The organism is Rhizobium sp. CIAT894, from assembly GCF_000172795.2.
In the GTDB taxonomy this organism is placed as follows: Bacteria; Pseudomonadota; Alphaproteobacteria; order Rhizobiales; family Rhizobiaceae; genus Rhizobium.
On sequence record NZ_CP020947.1, the window covers coordinates 4,316,162 to 4,336,386 of the forward strand.

Below are 20,225 nucleotides of genomic sequence, written 5' to 3' on the forward strand. Positions count from 1 at the left end.
GTCACAGGAAGTTCAATTTCTCTTGCGACTGCGAAATGCAATTTCTCGCCATTCCGGATGAGAATAATGCCGGCCCGGATCGGGTTAAATCTGAATCCCTATCTAAATCAAGGAAGTAGCGTGAGAACCGTTCATAGTTTTGCGATCGCGCTCTAGCGTATCAGGCCGTGACGGAAGGCAAGCGCCACCGCCTGCTGCCGGTTTTTCGCCTTCAGCTTGTTCTGCAAGCCGTTCATATACCAGTCGACGGTATGGTTTGAGATCTTCAGCATCTTGCTGATTTCTATCGAGGTCATGCCTTCGGCGAGGTAATGCAGGATTTCCATTTCACGTCGCGTCAGCGGCGTTTCGGCCGGCAGCACGGTTTCCAGCGCCTGCGCCTCGCCTTTCAATTCAAGCAATCGCCAGAAGGACTTGCGTGCCACCGCCTCGAAGAGGGCGATCTCCATCGGCGACAGCTCGACGGGCTTGCCGGCGAGACTGAGGCTGCCGAGAATGCCATTCCGCCCGTGGATCGGAAAGATATAACCGTCTTCCAGCCCGTGACCGAAAGCATCGACCATCATCTGCTCCATACGGCGCTGCTGGCCATCCTTGCGGAAGGCGGCCAGGCTTTCCCGCCAGCCGAAAGGCCGCTGGGCATGGGCGAGATAGCGCACCATCGGATCGATCAGGACATATTTTTTTGCGGCATAGATTTGCGGCCATTGTTCCGGCCAGCGGCCGGCAAGCGCCGCAGCCCAGGGTTCCGGATTCTTCTGAGCCGGATTCTGCGGCAAATGGCGCAGCAAACCGTAATATTCGAAGCCGGAATCGTGAATGACATGCTCCAGTTCAGTCACGACAGCCTGAGGATTTGACGATTCTCCCAGAATTATAAGCAATTGAATTAACGAATTAATATTCACAAAGTGCCCCTTGCCCGGACTGGTGCCCGCATCGAGGCCGTCGGCGGCTTTCAAATGGGTCGCGAAACGGTCTTCTTCAAAAAATGCAGTCTCTAATTTAATGCTGCGCTAAACATTTATTAAAATGCAAGCGCAAATTGTCGCGGGGTATAGCCGAGCAGCAACTTGAACGCCAGGATTATCTCGCCGCATCCTAGGATAGCACAATCGGATTAAAGCGGCGCAGGATTGAAGCCTGAATAGGCCGTTAATCGCCGGTTCAGGTAATCTTTTGTAGCATCGCATCATCCCGTTTTCGCAGATGCACAAGAGGTTCGACGTGACGCTATTCAAGGTCTATGCAAGAGCTCTGCGCTATCTTGGCGCCTACAAGCTGCGCGTATCCCTGGTCGTGGTCGCAAACATCGTTCTGGCGACGATTACCATCGCGGAGCCGATCCTGTTCGGTCGCATTATCGATGCGATTTCCGGCAAGGGCGAGGTCAAGCCGATCCTGTTCATGTGGGCGGCTTTCGCCGTTTTCAACACCATTGCCTTCGTCCTGGTCGCCCGCGAGGCCGACCGGCTGGCCCATGGCCGGCGGGCAACGCTGCTGACGGAAGCCTTTGGCCGCATCATTTCCATGCCGCTCGGCTGGCACCATCAGCGCGGCACGTCCAACGCGCTGCATACATTGCTGCGCGCCTGCGAAACGCTGTTCGGCCTCTGGCTGGAATTCATGCGCAACCACCTGTCGACGGTCATTGCGCTCGCCCTTCTGATCCCGACCGCGATGTCGATGGATCTGCGCCTTTCCGCCGTGCTGATGGTGCTCGCCATCGCCTACTGGCTGATCGGCCGCGTCGTCATGAGCCGCACCAAAGACGGCCAGGCTTCGGTCGAGAACCACTACCATACCGTCTTTTCGCATGTCAGCGACTCGATCAGCAACGTTTCGGTGCTGCACAGCTACAACCGCATCGAAGCTGAAACCAAGGCTCTGAAATCCTTCGCCGACCGTCTGCTCGAAGCCCAGTATCCGGTGCTCGACTGGTGGGCGATTGCCAGTGCGCTGAACCGCATGGCGTCGACCATTGCGATGATGGTGGTTCTGATCATCGGCACCATGCTCGTCCAGGCCGGCCAGCTGCGCGTCGGCGACGTCATCGCCTTCATCGGCTTCGCCAACCTGCTGATCGGCCGCCTCGACCTGATGCGCCAGTTCGCCACCCAGATTTTCGAGGCCCGCTCCAAGCTGGAGGAATTCTACGCACTCGAAGACTCGGTGCGTGACCGTGAAGAGCCGGCCGGCAACGGCGAGATCAAGGACGTCAAGGGTGCGATCGAGTTCCGCGACGTCTCCTTCGGCTTCGGCAACTCCTCGCAGGGCCTGCACAATGTCTCCTTCTCGGTGAAGGCAGGCCAGACGGTCGCGATCGTCGGCCCGACCGGTGCCGGCAAGACCACGCTCGTCAACCTGCTGCAGCGCGTCTACGATCCGCAGGACGGCAAGATCCTCGTCGACGGCACCGATATCACCAAGGTGACCCGCAAGTCGCTGCGTCGCCACATCGCCACCGTCTTCCAGGATGCGGGCCTGCTGAACCGCTCGATCAGCGACAACATCCGTCTCGGCCGCGAAGGGGCCAGCGAAGAGGAAATGCGCCGTGCGGCCGAAGCCGCCGCCGCCGCCGACTTCATCGAGACCCGTGAGGATCGCTACGATACCCATGTCGGCGAACGCGGCAACAAGCTCTCCGGCGGCGAGCGCCAGCGCATCGCCATCGCCCGCGCCATCCTCAAGGATGCGCCGATCCTGGTGCTCGACGAGGCAACCTCGGCGCTCGACGTCGAGACCGAGAACCGCGTCAAGGTCGCGATCGACAATCTGCGTGAGAATCGCACCACCTTCATCATCGCCCACCGCCTGTCGACGGTCCGCGAAGCCGATATGGTGCTCTTCCTGGATGACGGCCGCGTGGTCGAACAGGGCAGCTTCGATGAACTCAGCCACAGCAACGGCCGCTTCGCCGCCCTGCTGCGCGCCAGCGGCATCCTGACCGATGAAGAGGTCCGCAAGGCCCACGCCACCGAAGCCGCCTGATCGGTTCGGGTTTCAAGATAAAGGCCGGAAGGTAGCTCCCTTCCGGCCTTTTTGTTTAGCGGGGTTAAGCGGCTGCGTCGAACTGCATTCATATGTGCTTTGAGACGTTGCTTTCCCCAATACAGCTGTGGACGATATGCATTGGCACTGCGCCGTGTGGATACCCCCCTCTGCCCTGCCGGGCATCTCCCCCACAAGGAGGGAGATCGGCTGGGCGCGATGGTTTCCCCAAACAATGACTAGCTGATGTTCCGCACGGCAGCAGAGAGGGATTGAGGGCCAACCACTGGCCGATCTCCCCACCTGTGGGGGAGATGCCCGGCAGGGCAGAGGGGGGCTCACACGCCGCAACGTCTCGATTCCAATCCATACCGATTGACCACCCTGCCGATCTTCCTACCTTCCGCCTTGTCCAGGCATCGGAAAGAAAGCCCGTGACGGTCCTGCGCATCGTTGCCAATATCCAGGCGCCCGACATCACGCCGGCCAAGCGCTTCTACCAGGATATCCGCGGTCTCGACCTCATCATGGATCACGGCTGGATCACGACCTTCGGCACCGAGAGGCCGATGAACGTTCAGCTGAGCATCGCCACGGAAGGCGGTTCCGGAACGCCGGTGCCCGATCTATCGATCGAGGTTGATGATCTCGATATGACTTTCGAGGCGATGTCGGCAGCCGGTTTTCCGATCGAGTACGGGCCGGCCGACGAGCCCTGGGGTGTCAGGCGATTTTATGTGCGCGATCCCCTCGGCAAGCTGGTGAACATTCTCGTCCATAAAAATTGAGCCGGCGGCCATTGGCCACCGGCTCTTTCTTATCGCAGGCGCATCCGAGGCTTATTTCCGATCGCTTCGGCGATAAGCATTTGTCGACCCGCCGATGCGGATGGGAACCGCTATCGCGGCGGGCTCCGTGACCGGTTTCGCCTTGACCTTGCCCTGGTGGCGCTTGCGCTCGAGATAATAGGCATAGGCGAATTGTATTGCGACGCCTGATATCACGAAGAGCGGGCCGACCAGCGGGTCCTTGTTGGTGACAAAGAGCACCACCTGGCCGATCATGGCGAGGATCGTGCCGGCGACGAAGATGTTCAGCGAATGGCGGCCGAGAATGGTCAGCGGATGATCTGCAGGACGGCGCAGAATGCGCGAGAATACCGGAATGCTGATGACCAGATAGGTCAGCGCCAGCACATGCAGCAGCCGCGGCAGCGACAGGAAGGTCTTGTCGAAACCGGTGATGACAGGCGGCAGGCCGAGTGCGGCCAGCGAATTGCCGAACGCCCAGAGATTACCGGTCACCCAGACGAAAGACAGCGCGACATAAGCGGTCGCGACCGCCAGCAGCAGCGGATGCCGCGGGATCGTGCCGCCGCGCTTGATATGCAGCATCGAAACGATGCCGATCGAAAACAGGAACTGCCAGGAAAGCGGATTGAGGAACCAGTAGCTCTCGATCAGCATGTTGTGCGGCGCCACCTGGTAGATGCCGGCAAGCAGCCAGACCGTGCCGGAGACGCCGAGCGCCAGCAGCGGGCTGCGCGCATTCAAGAGCAGGATGATCGGCACCATCAGCATCAGCGCGCCATACATCGGCAGGATATTGTTGTAGCCGATCTGGTGGCCGAGCAGCAGCAGCGCCGGAATGCCTTCCTTCAGGTTCATCAGCACTGCCAGGATATTGATCTCGACCAGCAAACCCGGCCGGTGAAACAGCCAGGCGCCTGAGATGAACAGTGCCAGCGTCATGAAGGTGGTGATCATATGGGCGAGGTAGAGCGTGAAGGCGCGCTTGACCGCCTTGATCGCCATCTTGAGCCGGTTGCCCGGCCGGAACCCGGAGCCATAGGCAAGGCCGACCGCAATGCCCGAGATCAGCACGAAGGCCTCGGCGGCATCCGAGAAACCGAAATTCTTCGTCGTCACATATTCGAAAATCTGTCCGGGAACATGATTGATGAAAATCATGATCAGCGCCACGCCGCGCAAGACGTCGAGCCTCGTATCACGCATTGGCGCAGCTGCGGATAGGGAACTGCGCCCAGCGACGATGGCTTCGGTCGGCGTGCTTGCCATGAGTCTCTCCTTGTCATCCGATTTGCAAACGCGACGACGGCCAAAAGGGTTCCCTTTTGGCCGTCGCGAATCGCCGTGTTTTTCAGCGTGGAGAACGCTGTTATCCGAGCGGATATCCCTCTTCGGGATCGGTGACTTCGCAGCCGTTGATCGACAGAGTGTAGCCGCTGGCATTGGACGCTTTTGAGACCGAAATGCGGTATTTGCCGCCGCCCTGCTCGACCTCTGCCGCAAATCCGTCCCATTCCGACGGGAGCGACGGCCGCACGTAAAGCCGGTCCCCCTTCAGGCGGATACCGAGAATGCCTTCGACGGCGGCACGGTAGAGCCAACCGGCAGAGCCGGTGTACCAGGTCCAGCCGCCGCGCGACGTATAGGGCTCATGGCCGTAGACGTCGGCCGCCACGACATAGGGTTCGACGCGGTATTCTTCCGCCGAAGCCTTGTCGAGCGCATGGGTGATCGGGTTGAGGATCTGGAAGCAGCGGAAGGCATCGTCGCCCCGCTTCAGTTGCGCCAGCGCCATCACCACCCAGGTCGCGGCATGGGTATATTGCCCGCCATTTTCGCGCACACCCGGCGGATAGGCCTTGATATAGCCGGGATCTCGCGCCGAATTGACGAAAGGCGGCGTGAACAGCCGGATGATGCGGGCATCCCAGTCGACCAGCTGGTCGAGCACGGCCTCCATCGCCGTGACGGCGCGGGCCGGGTCACCCTCGCCCGACAGCACGCTCCAGGACTGCGCAATCGAATCGATCCGGCATTCGGGGCTTTCCCTGGAACCGAGCAGCGCACCGTCGTCGAACGTGCCGCGGCGATAGTAACCGCCATCCCAGGCTGCAGTTTCGAGCGCCTTCTTCAGCTCGGTGAGATGCGCCGACCAGCGCTCCGCGCGCACCGTGTCGCCACGCTCTTCGGCATAGGGAATAAAGGAGCGCAATGCGCCGGCCAGGAACCAGCCGAGCCAGACGCTGGTGCCGCGCCCGCCGATGCCGACGCGGTTCATGCCATCGTTCCAGTCGCCGCCAAGAAACAGCGGCAGGCCGTTTGCTCCCTTGCGGGCGATAGCGAGATCGAGCGCCAGCGCCGCGTGCTCGTAGACGCTCGCCTTGTCCTCGGAAATCTCCGGCTTGTAGAAGGAGTCGTGCTGGCCTTCGAGCAGAGCCGGCCCTTCCAGGAAGGCGATCTCCTCGTCGAGCACGCTCTTGTCGCCGGTGACGCTGCAATATTGATGGATTGCGTAAGCGAGCCAGACGACGTCGTCCGAGATCATCGTGCGCACACCGGCACCCGTTCCGGGTAGCCACCAATGCTGCACATCGCCTTCGCGGAATTGGCGCGAAGCGGCATTCAGTATCTGCCGGCGGGCGAGCGACGGTTCGTGCAGCACGAAGGCCAGCGTGTCCTGCAGCTGATCGCGGAAGCCGAAGGCGCCACTTGCCTGATAGAAGGCGGTGCGGGCCATGATGCGGCAGCCAAGGCTCTGATAGGGCAGCCAGGTGTTGACGAGATTGTTCATCCCGCGATCCGGCGTCGATATCTGCACTCGGCCGGTGAAATCCCGCCAGAAAGCACGGTTCGCCTCGACGGCATCGTCGAACGAAGCCTTGCGGATATCGGCGATGACACCACGCGCTTCCTCCTCCGTCGGCGTATCGCCGAGGAAGAAGGTGAAGTCGCGTTCCTCGCCGGCGCCAAGCTCGATATCAATCGCGAGCACCGCCGCCGGATCGCCGTCGAGGTCGGTCGTGCCGGAAAGCGAGGCGGCGGAGGTGACGGCCTGCGGCGCCCGGATCGTTCCTGCCTTGCCGATGAATTCACGCCGGCTTGCCGAATAGCTCGAAAGCGTCTCGTTCGCCGCGAAGAAGGCGGTGCGGTTGGAAAAATCGATGCTGTAGGGATTGGTGGCAAACAGCGCCCCCGTCTCCTGGTCATGCTTCGACAAAATGAAGGGCGCCGTGCGTCCCGCATTGCTGCCGAGGATCCACTCGACATAACCATAGAGACGCAGCTTGCGGCTGGTCGAACCGGTGTTGCGCAGGCGCAGGCGCTGCAGTTTCACCGGCTTTTCGCGGTCGACCGTCTGCGTCAGCTCCAGCGCGATATCGTTTTGAACGCTGGAGAAAACCGAATAACCGAGCCCGTGGCGGGCTTCGAAACGGATGTCCGGCCGGCGGGAAAGCGCTGCGAACGGCGTCATGACGGCGCCGCTGTCGAGATCGGTGAGATAGAAGGCTTCGCCGGAACGGTTGATGACAGCATCGTTCGACCAGGAGGTCAGCTGATAGTCGCGCGAATTGGCGCTCCAGGTGAAGCCGGAACCCTCGGCCGACACGTGGAAGCCGAACCTGTCATTGGAGATGACATTGATCCAGGGCTGCGGCGTCGCGTGACCTCCGGGCAGGCGAACGACATATTCCCGTCCGTCGCGGGCAAAGCCGCCGATACCGTTCCAGAAGTCGAGATCGCCTTCTTCCTCGATGAGGACGGCGGGCACGACAGGCGGCAGCACCGGCGCGACACGCTTGACCGGGACCTTGTTGCGCTCGGCCCGTTCCATCTCCTGCAGCTCCTCCTTGGAGGGGGCAAACAGGGCCACGGCGCGGTTAATCTGGTCGACCACCTTGCCGTTCTTCGTATGCAGCGTGACGCGGGAAGCCGCGATCAGCGCATGATAGGTGCTCTCTTCCATCAGGTCCTTGCGAACCGCGAATATATGCTGGCGCAATCCGTCGGCCTGGCCCATGCGGCGCACGTTTTCGCACATGGCGTCGAGCGCATGCTGCATGTCCTGCGCATAGGATGAGGCGCGTTCGTTCATGATGACGAGATCGGCGGTGACACCGCGCGAACGCAGATATTCCTGCGCCAGCAGCGCCTCACGGGCGATGTCGAGATCCATGTCGTCGTTGATGCGCAGCGTGAAGATCGGGAAGTCGCCCGAGATCGCCAGCGGCCAGAGCGCCGATTGCGACTGCAGGCCGGCCTCGACGGTCGCCTCGTCTTTGCGCAGTTGCATGTCGGGATAGACGAGGTAGCGTCCGAGATGCTGGAAGGCCGCGGCCTGCTGCGAGGTAACTCCGACGTGACGCATCTGCACCTGGGTGCGCGTCCAGGCCTGGACCAGCTCATGGTTGAAGGCGTCGGGATGACGATAACGATTGACCGCCTTGTCGATTTCGTCGCGGCTTGGCGCTGCGATCGTCCAGAAGATCACGCTGACTTTCTTGCCGGCCGGCACGCGAACGGTGCGGCGCAGCGACATTACCGGATCGAGCATGAAACCGTCGCTGCCTGAAAGCGTTGCCCCCGGATCGAAGGCCGCCGCATCGGCAAGGCTGCGGCCGCGGCCGATGAACTTGCTCCGGTCGGTCTCGAATTCGGTATGACGCGTGTCGCCGGCATTGTCGACGATCAGATGGGCGATGCTGATGTTCGGCTCGTTCGGATCGCGCTTGTTGCGTTCGGCCCGAATGACGTCGCCGCGCTTGCCGATCTCGGTCTTGACGAACATGCGGGCGAATGCCGGATGCGCATTGTCGGTATCGTCGGAGGTGATCACCGGCTCGAGATAGGAGGTGACTTCGATGAAACGGTCTTCCCCACCCATGTTGAGCAGGGTGACGCGGCGGGCTTCGGCATCATGCTCGGTGGCGATGATGCACTCCACCTCGCTGGTGAGGTCGCCCACCGTCTTGGTGAACTGCGCCTTCTCGTCGGCGAATTCGACCTTGATCTTTTCACCCTCGACACCCTTCGGCTCCGATGTCGTCGACCACCATTCGCCGGTCGCGGTATCGCGCAGGAAGATGAAGCTGCCCCAGCGGTCTTCGGTCGGATCGGCTTTCCAGCGGGAAACGGACAGGCCGTTCCAGCGGGAATAACCGGCGCCTGTCGCCGTCAGCATCAGCGAATAATGACCGTTCGACAGGAACACGAGTTCGCGGTCACGCGTAGCCGGATCGCTGATCTTCCTGATCTCCGGCCGCAGGAGATCGTCCTGAATGCTGGCCGGCGTATCGGATTCGTGCTTACCGCTCATGACCGGAATGTCGCGCGGCGCCTTTTCCTGCAACAGCAGCTCGGCCGCCTCGATGACGGGATCGGAGTGGAAGAGCTCGCGCAGATGGCCATTGAAGGCGACGTTGGCGACCGCTGCGATCGACATGCCGTGGTGGTGGGCATAATAATTGTAGACCACAGCACATTTCTTGCCTTCCGGCACGCGCGTCGGCGTGAAGTCGACGGCGTCGTGGAAGCCGAACTTGCCGAGCGCGCCGACCTTGCGCAGCCTCTGCAAGTTTTCCAGCGCGCCCGGCGGGTCGTACTGGCTGGCGAGCAGCGATGCATAGGGTGCGATGACGGCATTGTGGCCGAGGCCGCGCTTCAGACCGAGCGTCGGCACGCCGAAATTCGTGTACTGATAGTTGAGGTTATGGTCGCGGGCATTGAAGGCCGCTTCCGAAATGCCCCACGGAATGCCGAGCTTGCGGGCGTAATTCATCTGCTCGACGACGACCAGGTTGTTGGTCTGGTTGAGAATGCCTCCGCCGCGCTCCTGCATGACGAGCGGTGGCATCAGATATTCGAACATCGAGCCGGACCAGGAGACCAGCGCGCCGCGCGAACCCACAGGCACGACCTGGCGGCCGAGGCGGTACCAGTGCTCCGTCGGCAGGTCGCCCTTGGCGATGCCGAACAAGCTGGTCAGACGGCATTCGGAAGCCAGCAGATCGTAGCAGGCCTGGTCGAGTTCACCGCTTTCGACGCGGTAGCCGATCGACAGCAGGCGCCGTTCCGGCCGGAACAGGAAGCCGAAATCCATCGAGAAGGCGAGATCGCGGGCCTTGTCGCGCAGCGCCACCAGCCGCGGCCTCAGCGCATCGACCTTGGAGAGGTCGAAGGTGCTGTCTGATATATGCGCCTCGCAGACCTTCACCAGGGATGCCGCCCATTGGGTGACCTCTTCGCTCTGCTTCGACTTGACCTCATGGTCGAGATTGGCAGCGAGCTTCTCGATGTCGCGGGCGAGAACGGCGAGGTTGATGATGCGGATCGAGGCGAATTCATGCTCGCGCTTGACGGCGGCAAGCGCGTTCTGGAAGCCGACGATGCGTTCTTCCAGGCGCCGGCGCAGCGGCCGCACGGTCTTGCGGTCGTCGGGCAGGTCCGCCAGCACTTCGCCGAGAATGCCGGCCGTGTCGCCGACACCGTCGAGATTGCCCTGCATATGGGCGGACGGCGCCTCCGCCCAGTTGCGGCAGGCCGACGAAATGGCGATCAGATGGCCGGCGAGATTGCCGCTGTCGACGGCCGAGACATAACGCGGTCCGAGCGTCTGCAGCGTGTCGGTGTGATACCAGTTGAACAGATGGCCACGGAATTTCTCCATTCTGTCGATCGTCGCGATCGTCTGTTCCAGCCGTTCGAGCGTCTCCTCGAAGGAGAACCAGCCGAATTGCCGGCCGGAAACGACGGAAAGCAGATAGACACCGATATTGGTCGGCGAGGTACGCGCCGCGACGATCACATGCGGCGTTTCCTGGATATTGTCCGGCGGCAGGTAATTCTGCTCGGCCGTGGTGAAGGTCTCGAAATAACGCCAGGTGCGCCGGGCGATCTTGCGCAGTTCGCTCGATACCGAATCGGCGACCTCGAGCCGGTCCTCGGTCTCCGCCGACTGGCTGACATACCAGGCGACGACAGGCGAGAGGATCCACAACAGCGCGAAGGGAATGCCGACGACGAAGGCGCTGCCGCCGGGCAGGGCGGCAAAACCGAGCGCCAGCAGCGCCAGCACCGGTGCATGCCACATCTGCTTGTAATAGGAGATCAGCGTGCCCTGGCCGCCGGCCTGAACGCTGGCGGCGGTCCGCCACTGCAGCATCAGCTTGCGGCTGACGAACAGGCGGTAGAGCGAACGGCCGATCGCATCCGCCATCATGGCCGCGGAATCGGCGATGAAGACGATCCGCAATGCGACCTGCGCATTGGCGGCCGTGATATCGGACCAGACCGTATAGAGATGGGCGCGGGCGATGATATCGCTGGTGCGCGGAATGATGCCGTTGATGAGCGACAGCGTCGGCGCGACGAAGAGGCAGAAGATCAGCAGGATCTGCCAGATGAGCGCGCCGAGCGGACCCATGAAATACCAGCCGAGCACGGAGGCGAAGAACCAGGCGATCGGCGTCAGCGAACGGCGCAGATTGTCGAACATCTTCCAGCGGCCGAGCGCCGTGACACCGTATTTCGGATTGAACATATAGGGCAGCAGTTGCCAGTCGCCGCGCGCCCAGCGATGCTGTCGCGAGGTTTCGACCTCGTAGCGGATCGGGAAATCCTCAACCAGCTCGAGATCGGTGACGAGCGCGCAGCGCGCCATCGAGCCTTCGAGAAGATCGTGGCTGAGCACGGAATTCTCGTCGATCCGGCCCTTCAGCGACGCTTCGAAGGCATCGACATGATAGAGGCCCTTGCCGGTGAAGGTGCCTTCGCCGGCGAGATCCTGGTAGACGTCGGAAACGGTGAAGACGTAAGGGTCGAGGCCGCGGTTGATCGAAAAGACGCGCTGGAAGACCGAAGCGTCCTTGCCCGTCGTCAGCGACGGGGTGACGCGCGGCTGCAGCACGCCGTAGCCGCTTTCGACACGGCCGGTTTTCGGATTGATGACCGGACGATTGATCGGATGATAGAGCTTGCCGACGAGCTTGGTGACGGCATCGCGCATCAGGCGCGTGTCGGCATCGAGCGTCATGACATATTGCACATTGGCCGGCACGGCATTGGCACCCGGCAGATAGGTCGTGTCGCGGTCGCCGCGCAGCAGCATGTTGAGTTCGTGCAGCTTGCCGCGTTTGCGCTCCCAGCCCATCCACACGCCTTCGGCGGGATTGTACAGACGGCGGCGATGCAGCAGATAGAAACGCGTCTTGCCGTCATAGGCATAGCGGGCGGAAAGATTGGCGATCTCGCGTCTTGCATAATCGAGCACTTCGAGATCGGCGGGCGTTTCCTCGGTGTCGCTGTCCGGCCAGTCGCTGAGCAGCGCGAAATAGAGCTCGCCGCGCGGGTTGGCGAGATAATGAACCTCGAGATTGCGCACGTGGTCGTCGACGCTGTCGCGGTTCGAGATCAGGCAGGGCACGACGAGCAGCGTGCGCGCATCCTCCGGAATGCCTTCCTTGAACTCGTATCCGACGAGGCGCGCCGGCGTCACGAAGAAGGACAGCACGGTATTGAAGAGACCTGTCGCCCCCTCCGACGCCGGCAGTGAGAACATGATCAGCAGCAGGGCGATTTCGATCGGCCCCATGCCGGCATTCGCCATGAACCGGCCGACGATCGCCATGGCGATGATCGTCAGCAGCATGACCGGCACGGCAATGGCCAGCCAGTTGAACTGGCGCACCGCGCGCACGAAATGCTGGATGAACGTCGGGCGGTAATTCGCCCGCGCCTCGAGCTTCGGCCGCTGCGCGCCGGACAGGAAACCGCCGACATTCGGTTCATGCGGCTGCGGCTCGTCGGAGGCCTTGGCGGCATCCGTCATGTCGAGCGCCAGCTGGGCGATTTCCATTTCCGTCAGCGGCGAGCGCTTGGCCAGCTTTTCGATCTGTTTGCGGTATTTGTTGCGCGAGCCCGAATCGAGGATGCCGTAGTCGGAATGCTCCCAGAGCAGCTTGTCGACATGGCTGACCTGCTCGACCCAGACCGACCATTCGGCATCGTCGATCTCGCGAAGGCTGCGGATGATGTTGCCCATCGTCACGTTGCCGGAGGAGAGGCGGCTGTGTTCCGCCGTCGTCGCTTCTTCGGTGTTGCGGCCGAGCTCTTCCAGCCGCTCATCGAGCCAGGTGATCGCCAGGCTCGACGTCTGCGAGCCGTCGCGCAGGCGGTAGAGGAACTGTGTCGAGAAGGTATTGTCCTCGGCAAGCGGCTCCAGCGTCTTCAGATAGCTGGCCGCCCCGGCCGGATCGGTCAGGCGCACCAGTTCGTCGGCCGCCTCGTTGGCGCGGCGGCGCATGCGGCGGCTGGCTTCGACGCGGCTGGAAATGCGGCGAAGGTTTTCGACGAGCACATAGCGCACAAGCGACGGCAACGCCCAGAGTTCGCCGATCCTCAGCGTCTCGCTGGCCTGAAAACCGTCGACCAGCGCCGTCAGGCTTTCCTGCGAGATCGTGCTGTGGGTATGGGCGACGTAGAGCCAGGCAAGCACGAGGGTGCGCGGCACCTCGACACCGCCGACGACCATGGTCGGCAATTCGCGATAGAAGCGGCGGGGGAAGTCGCGCCGCACCTCCTGGATCGCCTCTTCGACGATATAATGATTATCCAGCAGCCATTCCGCCGCCGGCGTGATCGTCTCACCGGCTTCGACGTCGGTCGCCGTGGTTCGGTAGACGCGCAGGATTTCCTTCTCGTTTTCCTTGTGGCGCGCGAAGAAATCGAAGGGAGCGAAAGCCGGCAGCTTGTCGACGCCGCTGCGGGCGACCGCATCGCCCATCGCCTTGATGTCCTCGATGGCAAGATAGGTCGAGCGGATCGAATCGTTGTGATCGATCTGCTTGGTCTCGGGTTCGCGCGGAAGGCTCGGAGAAAGATTAGAAATAGACATGGGTTCGGTTCTGGATCCAAACAAAGTTATGGCTGTTTTGCTCAGCCTTTTGCACTGCTTATCATGACTGCGACATGAACGGAGCCCGATTCTTCGAAGATCGATGAAGCCGGGATAAATGACATTTCGGCAAGTGATGCGAACGGGCTAAGCCCCCCGTCCAGGGCACAGCCCGACGGATGATCGAGACCATCGCTACCCTCTCCGCGAAAGCCATGTCGAAAATTGGACACTATCAGGATAATTCAAGTCAAGAGGCACACGCGGCTGCCCCGTGCGCACGCGACCGGAAGCGGTCCCGGACAATGCAGCAGCGCTTCGATTTCACGAAAAGAGAAGACGCATGATCGCAAGACCACGCGTCTTTCTTCTTTCGGCGGCGCTTAAAGCAGCCTGCATTTCACGCCGTTTTCCGGACGGACAGGATCGGTGCTGGCCGAGCCTTGTCACGCCCAGGCACATGCCTTGAGGAAAGTGCGGTGCGAAGAGGATGAATGGGAATCAGTATGCCGACCCTCGCCATTCGAGTGTCAGGAGAATGCCGGGACAGACCGGATGTGCCGGAATTCGATAAGGACGGAAACCGCCGCAGCGCCGGCACTGGCCGACGCTTGTCACACGCCGGTTAGCCGACGACGCCGCAAACCATGGCCACGACGAACAGGAATGCCGCCGTGAAGATTGCTCCATGGAGCACCGTCTGAAGCCGGTGACGTGTGGTGAGCGACTTCTTCGATACGGAACCATACTGGTTCACGTGAGTATGCGAAATACCCAGATCTGCCATATGTCGCCTCCGTTGTTTCTCATGCGGCCGGTTGTGCGGCTCGCGTTTCTTTTCTTATATTCTCTATCAGGTAGGTAGAGATAAAATTCCGTCTAGAGCGAACGGAAGAGAAAATTCAACCAGCCCTTTCGCAGCGCCTGTATTAGCAGAGCGTGCGCCATGCCCAGATCCACGAACGCTCGACGGCGTCCTCGCTCTGAGGGGCGTTGGCGGGGACCTCGATCAGCCGACGGTCCTTCTCCGCGGGAATGGACGTTGAAACCTGTTCCCTATGGTCGGCTTTAACGGGAGGATCGAGGTAGCCCATGGTCATCCCACCGAGAAAGAACATGCTTCAACCTCCATCGATCACGAAAGCTAACAAACGTTAACAGGATCATGACAGAAGCAAGGCAGCTGTCAATAGTCTAGTTGAATGGTCGTCTTTTAGCAAAACGTTATCCTTAACGCCGCCACGAGCCTTTTCTTTTCAAATATTTGAAAAGATTGCCTTTCACGCTTTGACGAAGCCCTTGCTCGCGATCATCAAATTTCGCGTGTAGTCCTCATGCACGGCACCGCTCGCCAGGTCTTGCGAGCTCAATCGTTCGACGACGGCGCCGTTGCGCATGACGGCGAGCCTTTCACACATATGGGTGATGACGCCGAGATCATGGCTCACCATCACGAAGGTGAGCTTGCGGTCGCGCCGGATCTGCTCCAGCAGGTTCAGCACCTCGGCCTGCACCGAGGCATCGAGCGCCGATGTCGGCTCGTCGAGCAGCAGGATCGACGGTTCGACGATCAGCGCCCGGGCGATCGCCACGCGCTGCCGCTGGCCGCCCGAAAGCTGATGCGGGTAGCGGAAACGGAAACCATTGCCGAGGCCGACCTCGTCGAGCGCCCGGGCGATGCGTCTCTCGCCGTCGGCGATGTCGTGGATGGCAAGCGGTTCGAGCAGGAGCCGGTCGATCGTCTGGCGCGGATGCAGCGAACCGTAAGGATCCTGGAAGACCATTTGCACGCGCCGGTAGAAGGCTTTGCTGCGTTTCGAACCCTTCAGCGCCTCGCCGTCGATGTTGATCGCGCCGCCGCTGATCGGCGCAAGCCCGGCGACGGCCCGCAGCAGGGTCGACTTTCCCGAGCCGGATTCGCCGACGAGACCGAAGGATTCACCGCCCTGGACGGTGATGCTGACGTCCTTCAGCGCATGGAATTCGTCATAGACGACGCTGAAATTGTCGACCTCGAGAGTTGCGCTCATGCCGCCCACTCCGGCCTGCGGTCGAGCACCGGCAGCGGGTGGCGGCTGGCCCCGATCTCGGGCATGCAGTTCAACAGACCCTGCGTATAGGGATGCTGCGCATGTTTCAGATCGGCGGCCGCCAGCTCCTCGACGATCTTGCCGGCATACATGACGATGACGCGGTCGCAGAAGGAGGAGACCAGCCGCAGATCGTGCGAGACGAAGATCAGCCCCATGCCGCGCTCCGACACAAGCCTGTCCATGATCCGCAGCACATCGAGCTGCACCGTCACGTCGAGCGCCGAGGTCGGCTCGTCGGCAATCAGCAGTTCAGGTCCGGCGATCAGCATCATGGCGATCATCGCGCGCTGCCCCATCCCGCCCGAGACCTCATGCGGGTGCAGGTCGAAGACGCGCTGGGGATCGCGGATCTGCACCGCTTCCAGCATGGCGAGCGCGCGTTCGCGCGCCTCCGCCTTGCCGACCTTCTCATGCGTGCGCAGCGTTTCGCAGATCTGCCGGCCGATCGTCATCACCGGATCGAGCGAATATTTCGGATCCTGCAGGATCATGGCGATACGCTTGCCGCGCAGCCTGCGCCTTTGCCCGGCGGAGGCCTTGAGGAGGTCGATGTCGTTGAATTCAAGCTTGTCGGCGGTGACGAGGCCGTGTTTCGGCGTCAATCCCATGATCGCCCGGCCGGTCTGCGACTTGCCGGAACCGGATTCGCCGACGATGCCGAGCCTTTCCCTGCCGAGCGTGAAGGAGACGCCGCGCACGGCCTCGATCACGCCGGTGCGGGTGGGGTAGCTGACCTTGAGCTTGTCGACCGTCAGAAGTGCCGTCATTGGCCGCTCTCCTTCGGGTCGAGCGCATCGCGCAGGCCGTCGCCCAGGAGATTGAAGCCGAGGCTGACGATGAGGATGGCAATGCCCGGCATCGCCGCCACCCACCATTGATCGAGGATGAAGCGCCGGCCGGAAGCGATCATGGCGCCCCATTCCGGCAGCGGCGGCTGCGCGCCGAGGCCAAGGAAGCCGAGACCGGCCGCCGTCAGGATGATGCCCGCCATGTCGAGCGTCACCCGCACGATCAGCGAGGAAATGCAGAGCGGCATGACGTGGCGCACGACAATGCGCAGCGGCGAAGCCCCCATCAGCTTTACCGCCGAGATATAGTCGGACCGCCTGACCGTCAGCGTTTCGGCGCGGGCGATGCGGGCATAGGGCGGCCAGGAGGTGATGGCGATGGCGATGATCGCGTTCTGGATGCCGGGGCCGAGGGCGGCGACGAAGGCGAGCGCCAGCACCAGCTTCGGAAAGGCGAGGAAAATATCGGTGATGCGCATCAGCGTCGCATCCACCCAGCCGCCGGCATAACCGGAGACCGTGCCGACGATCAGTCCGATCGGCGCCGAGATGACGGCGACGAGCACGACGACGAACAGCGTCAACCGCGATCCGTAGATCAGCCGCGAATAGATGTCGCGGCCCTGGTCGTCGGTGCCGAGCAGGAAGCCGCTCGTTCCCGGCGGCAGCAGCCGGGCATTGCGGAGATCACCGACGACCGGATTGTGGGTGGCGAGGAGATCGGCGAAAGCGGCGATGAAAAGCAGCGCCACGATAATCATCAGGCCGACGACGGCAAGCCTGTTGGCCGTGAACTGCCGCCAGGTGACGTAGGCGCGGCCGAGGCGGGCCTGCAGGCGCGATTGCGGCCGGTCGGACAGCAGCCATTCGCGGCGGCTCATCGGGGCAGATGGGCTGACAGGGGCCGTCATCGGTTGCGCGTCCTCGGGTCGAGCGTCCGGTAGAGAAGATCGGACAGAAGGTTGATGCCGATAAAGACCGTGCCGATGACGATCGTGCCGCCGAGCACGGCGTTCATATCGGCGTTCTGCAGCGAATTGGTGATGTACAGCCCGATGCCCGGCCAGGAAAAGACGGTCTCGGTCAGCACCGATCCTTCCAGCAGGCCGGCATAGGAAAGCGCGATGACGGTGACGAGCGGCACGGCGGCATTGCGCAGCGCATGGCCCCAGATCACCCGCGTTTCCGAAAGTCCCTTGGCGCGTGCGGCAACGATATATTCCTGCGAAAGCTCGTTCAGCATGAAGCTGCGCGTCATCCGGCTGATATAGGCGAGCGAGAAATAGCCGAGCAGCGACGCGGGCAGGATGATGTGGCGGAAGACGTCGTAGAAGACGTCCCATTGCCCCTGCCAGGCGCTGTCCAAGAGATAAAAGCCGGTGATCGGCGTGAATGTATATTCGAAGACGATATCGATGCGGCCGGGAAAGGCTACCCAGCGCAGTTGCGCATAGAAGATGACGAGCGAGATCAGCGCCAGCCAGAAGATCGGCACCGAATAACCGATCAGGCCGATGACGCGCACCAGTTGGTCGGCAAAGCTGCCGCGGCGCACGGCGGCGAGAACGCCGAGCGGCACGCCGACGAAAGCGCCGATCAGCGTTCCAAGCGTTGCGAGTTCGACCGTCGCCGGGAATGCCCGGCGAATATCGACCATCACGGGATTGGTCGTCAGCACCGAATTGCCGAAATCGCCGGACAGGACGCCTTTGATATAGAGGAAGAACTGCTGATAGAGCGGCAGGTTGAAGCCCATCTCCTGGCGCACGCGTTCGACGACATGGGTGGGCGCGCGGTCGCCGAGGATGGCGAGCACGGGATCGATCGGCACGACGCGGCCGATGAAGAATGTAACGGCCAGCAGGCCGAAATAGGTGGTGACGGCGGCAAACAGGAACCGGCCTGCCGCCTTTGCGAAGGGACCGGCCCGGCCCTTTCGGGGCCGTGCCTCCCGCGTTATTCCCAAGGTGCTCAAGCGATCAATCCTGCCGGATTATTCCTTGGCGATCGGGCCGACGAAGTTGGTGTCGAAGCTCGGACCCAGCTTGAAGTCCTTCACGTTCTTGCGGTAACCGGCCACCTCGGTCTGCTGGAAGATGAAGACGAAGGGGCTGTTTGCCAGGTATTTCTTCTGGATGTCCTGGTAGATGGCCGCGCGCTTGCCGGCGTCGCGTTCCAGAAGTGCAGCCTTGGCGAGCTTGTCGAGTTCCGGCGCTTCCCAGGTGTTGCGCCATGCGAGCGTCTTGACCGTGCCGGCATCGGAATTGTCGGGATTGCCGGTAAAGGTATCGGCGTTGGAATTCGGGTCGAAATAATCCGAGCCCCATTGGCCGATATACATGTCGTGGGTGCGGGCGCGATACTTGGTCAGCGTCTGCTTGCCGTCGCCCGGAATGATTTCCATCTTCACGCCGGCCTGCGCCAGCGTCTGCTGCATGGATTCGGCAATACCCGTCACCGGCTGCGTGTTGCGCACATCCATGGTGATCGAGAAACCATCGGGCACGCCGGCCTTGGCGAGCAGTTCCTTGGCCTTGGCGACATCGAGCTTGTAGGGGTTCTCGTCGAGCGCGCCGAGCTGGCCCTTCGGCAGGAAGGTCTGATGAATTTCGCCGATCCCCTTGATCAGGGTCGCGCCGATCGCATCGTAGTCGACCAGATATTTGAAGGCTTCCTGGACCTCAGGCTTCTTCAGGTTCTCGTTCTTGTTGTTCAGGCTGACATAATAGATCGTGCCCTTCGGCGCGCTTGTCGTCGCCAGATCGGCGTTCTTCGAAACGGCGTCGATATCGCCCGGCTCAAGGTTGCGGGCGATGTCGATATCGCCGGCTTCGAGCGCCAGGCGCTGCGCCGAACTTTCCTTCATGTAGCGGTAGATGACGCGGTTGAGCTTCGCCTTGTCGCCGTAATAATTGTCGTTGCGCTCCAGCACGACGACTTCGTTGGCGCGCCATTCGCGCAGTTTGTAGGCGCCGGAACCGGCATAGCCTGTTTTCAGCCATTCATTGCCGAAATCATTGTCGTATTTGTGCTCGGCATCCGGCGTCACCGCCTTCACATGCTCCAGCACCAGCTTCTTGTCGACGACCGAGGCGACCGTCGCCGTCAGGCAGTTCAGCACGAAGCTCGGCGCATAGGCCTTGTCGACCGTGAAGACGAAGGTATTGGCATCGGCCGCCTTGGCCTTTTCGGCAATATTGTCGCCGGTCAGGCCGAACTGGGTGAGGATGAAGGCAGGGCTCTTGTCGAGCTTGACGGCGCGCTCGAACGACCAGGCGACATCTTCGGCGGTGACTGGATTGCCCGAAGCGAATTTCATGCCGGGCCTCAGCTTGAACGTATAGGTGAGACCGTCATCGGAAACGCTCCAGCTCTCGGCCAGATCGCCCTTCACCTTGGAGGTGTCGTCCATGTCGAGACGGACGAGCAGGCTGTAGCTGTTGCTGGTGATTTCGGCGGTCGACAGCTCGAAAGCCTCGCCCGGATCCATCGTGATGATATCGTCGATGGCAAAACCTTCGACCAGCGTGTCCTTGGGCGTTTCGGCGAAGGCGCAGGGTGCGGCCATCATCAGAAGCGAAAGAGCGGCTCCTGCGGAAAGCAGGCGGAAATTGCGGCTGAGCTTGGTGATCATCATGGTCTGTTCCCCTGTTCT

The 20,225-nt window shown here is 61.7% G+C and carries 12 protein-coding genes; 2 read left to right on the plus strand and 10 right to left on the minus strand.

Annotation, left to right across the window (positions count from 1 at the left end; translation table 11 throughout):
• Positions 1-152: 152 nt before the first annotated feature.
• Positions 153-908: a LuxR family transcriptional regulator gene (locus tag RHEC894_RS21190; RefSeq protein ID WP_085739078.1), complete on the minus strand. Its 756-nt coding sequence runs from the start codon at positions 906-908 to the stop codon at positions 153-155.
• Positions 909-1,227: 319 nt separating this feature from the next.
• Between RHEC894_RS21190 and RHEC894_RS21195 the strand changes: the two genes are divergently transcribed.
• Both RHEC894_RS21195 and RHEC894_RS21200 read left to right on the plus strand, forming a co-directional pair.
• Positions 1,228-2,991 (plus strand): glucan ABC transporter ATP-binding protein/ permease, encoded by a 1,764-nt coding sequence (locus RHEC894_RS21195; protein WP_085739079.1) that lies wholly within the window; start codon positions 1,228-1,230, stop codon positions 2,989-2,991.
• Between the two features lie 434 nt (positions 2,992-3,425).
• Complete coding sequence (locus RHEC894_RS21200; RefSeq protein ID WP_085738730.1) at positions 3,426-3,779, plus strand: VOC family protein; 354 nt, start codon at positions 3,426-3,428, stop codon at positions 3,777-3,779.
• 51 nt (positions 3,780-3,830) lie between these two features.
• Here the strand turns inward: RHEC894_RS21200 and opgC are convergent, their stop codons facing one another.
• The 9 genes from opgC to RHEC894_RS21240 form a co-directional block, all read right to left on the minus strand.
• Complete coding sequence (gene opgC, locus RHEC894_RS21205; RefSeq protein ID WP_085738731.1) at positions 3,831-5,069, minus strand: OpgC domain-containing protein; 1,239 nt, start codon at positions 5,067-5,069, stop codon at positions 3,831-3,833.
• A gap of 100 nt (positions 5,070-5,169) precedes the next feature.
• Positions 5,170-13,689, minus strand: a complete 8,520-nt coding sequence (locus RHEC894_RS21210; RefSeq protein ID WP_085738732.1) for a glucoamylase family protein — start codon at positions 13,687-13,689, stop codon at positions 5,170-5,172.
• Positions 13,690-14,314: 625 nt separating this feature from the next.
• Entirely contained in the window at positions 14,315-14,476 is a 162-nt protein-coding gene (locus tag RHEC894_RS33090; protein WP_164517699.1) for a hypothetical protein, read from the minus strand.
• Between the two features lie 142 nt (positions 14,477-14,618).
• The gene (locus tag RHEC894_RS21215) at positions 14,619-14,807 is read right to left on the minus strand and encodes a hypothetical protein (RefSeq protein WP_010067364.1); all 189 of its coding nucleotides are present in this window, start codon (positions 14,805-14,807) and stop codon (positions 14,619-14,621) included.
• 162 nt (positions 14,808-14,969) lie between these two features.
• Positions 14,970-15,719: an ABC transporter ATP-binding protein gene (locus RHEC894_RS21220; RefSeq protein WP_085738733.1), complete on the minus strand. Its 750-nt coding sequence runs from the start codon at positions 15,717-15,719 to the stop codon at positions 14,970-14,972.
• Positions 15,716-16,549, minus strand: coding sequence for an ABC transporter ATP-binding protein (locus RHEC894_RS21225; RefSeq protein ID WP_085738734.1), 834 nt, complete (start codon positions 16,547-16,549; stop codon positions 15,716-15,718). The genes RHEC894_RS21220 and RHEC894_RS21225 overlap by 4 nt, the downstream gene beginning before the upstream one ends.
• Positions 16,546-17,481, minus strand: coding sequence for an ABC transporter permease (locus RHEC894_RS21230; RefSeq protein WP_085738735.1), 936 nt, complete (start codon positions 17,479-17,481; stop codon positions 16,546-16,548). Before RHEC894_RS21230 ends, RHEC894_RS21225 begins: the two co-directional genes overlap by 4 nt.
• Positions 17,478-18,545: an ABC transporter permease gene (locus RHEC894_RS21235; protein ID WP_085738736.1), complete on the minus strand. Its 1,068-nt coding sequence runs from the start codon at positions 18,543-18,545 to the stop codon at positions 17,478-17,480. The genes RHEC894_RS21230 and RHEC894_RS21235 overlap by 4 nt, the downstream gene beginning before the upstream one ends.
• A gap of 18 nt (positions 18,546-18,563) precedes the next feature.
• Positions 18,564-20,207 carry an ABC transporter substrate-binding protein gene (locus tag RHEC894_RS21240; protein ID WP_085738737.1) on the minus strand — a complete coding sequence of 548 codons (1,644 nt, stop codon included), beginning with the start codon at positions 20,205-20,207 and terminating at the stop codon, positions 18,564-18,566.
• Between the last annotated feature and the right edge of the window lie 18 nt (positions 20,208-20,225).

Excerpts from the sequence above, each read along its gene's own strand:
- opgC (WP_085738731.1), bottom strand. The coding sequence starts at position 5,069 with ATGGCAAGCACGCCGACCGAAGCCATCGTCGCTGGGCGCAGTTCCCTA.
- RHEC894_RS21210 (WP_085738732.1), bottom strand. The coding sequence starts at position 13,689 with ATGTCTATTTCTAATCTTTCTCCGAGCCTTCCGCGCGAACCCGAGACC.
- RHEC894_RS33090 (WP_164517699.1), bottom strand. The coding sequence starts at position 14,476 with ATGGCAGATCTGGGTATTTCGCATACTCACGTGAACCAGTATGGTTCC.
- RHEC894_RS21215 (WP_010067364.1), bottom strand. The coding sequence starts at position 14,807 with ATGTTCTTTCTCGGTGGGATGACCATGGGCTACCTCGATCCTCCCGTT.
- RHEC894_RS21220 (WP_085738733.1), bottom strand. The coding sequence starts at position 15,719 with ATGAGCGCAACTCTCGAGGTCGACAATTTCAGCGTCGTCTATGACGAA.
- RHEC894_RS21225 (WP_085738734.1), bottom strand. The coding sequence starts at position 16,549 with ATGACGGCACTTCTGACGGTCGACAAGCTCAAGGTCAGCTACCCCACC.
- RHEC894_RS21230 (WP_085738735.1), bottom strand. The coding sequence starts at position 17,481 with ATGACGGCCCCTGTCAGCCCATCTGCCCCGATGAGCCGCCGCGAATGG.
- RHEC894_RS21240 (WP_085738737.1), bottom strand. The coding sequence starts at position 20,207 with ATGATGATCACCAAGCTCAGCCGCAATTTCCGCCTGCTTTCCGCAGGA.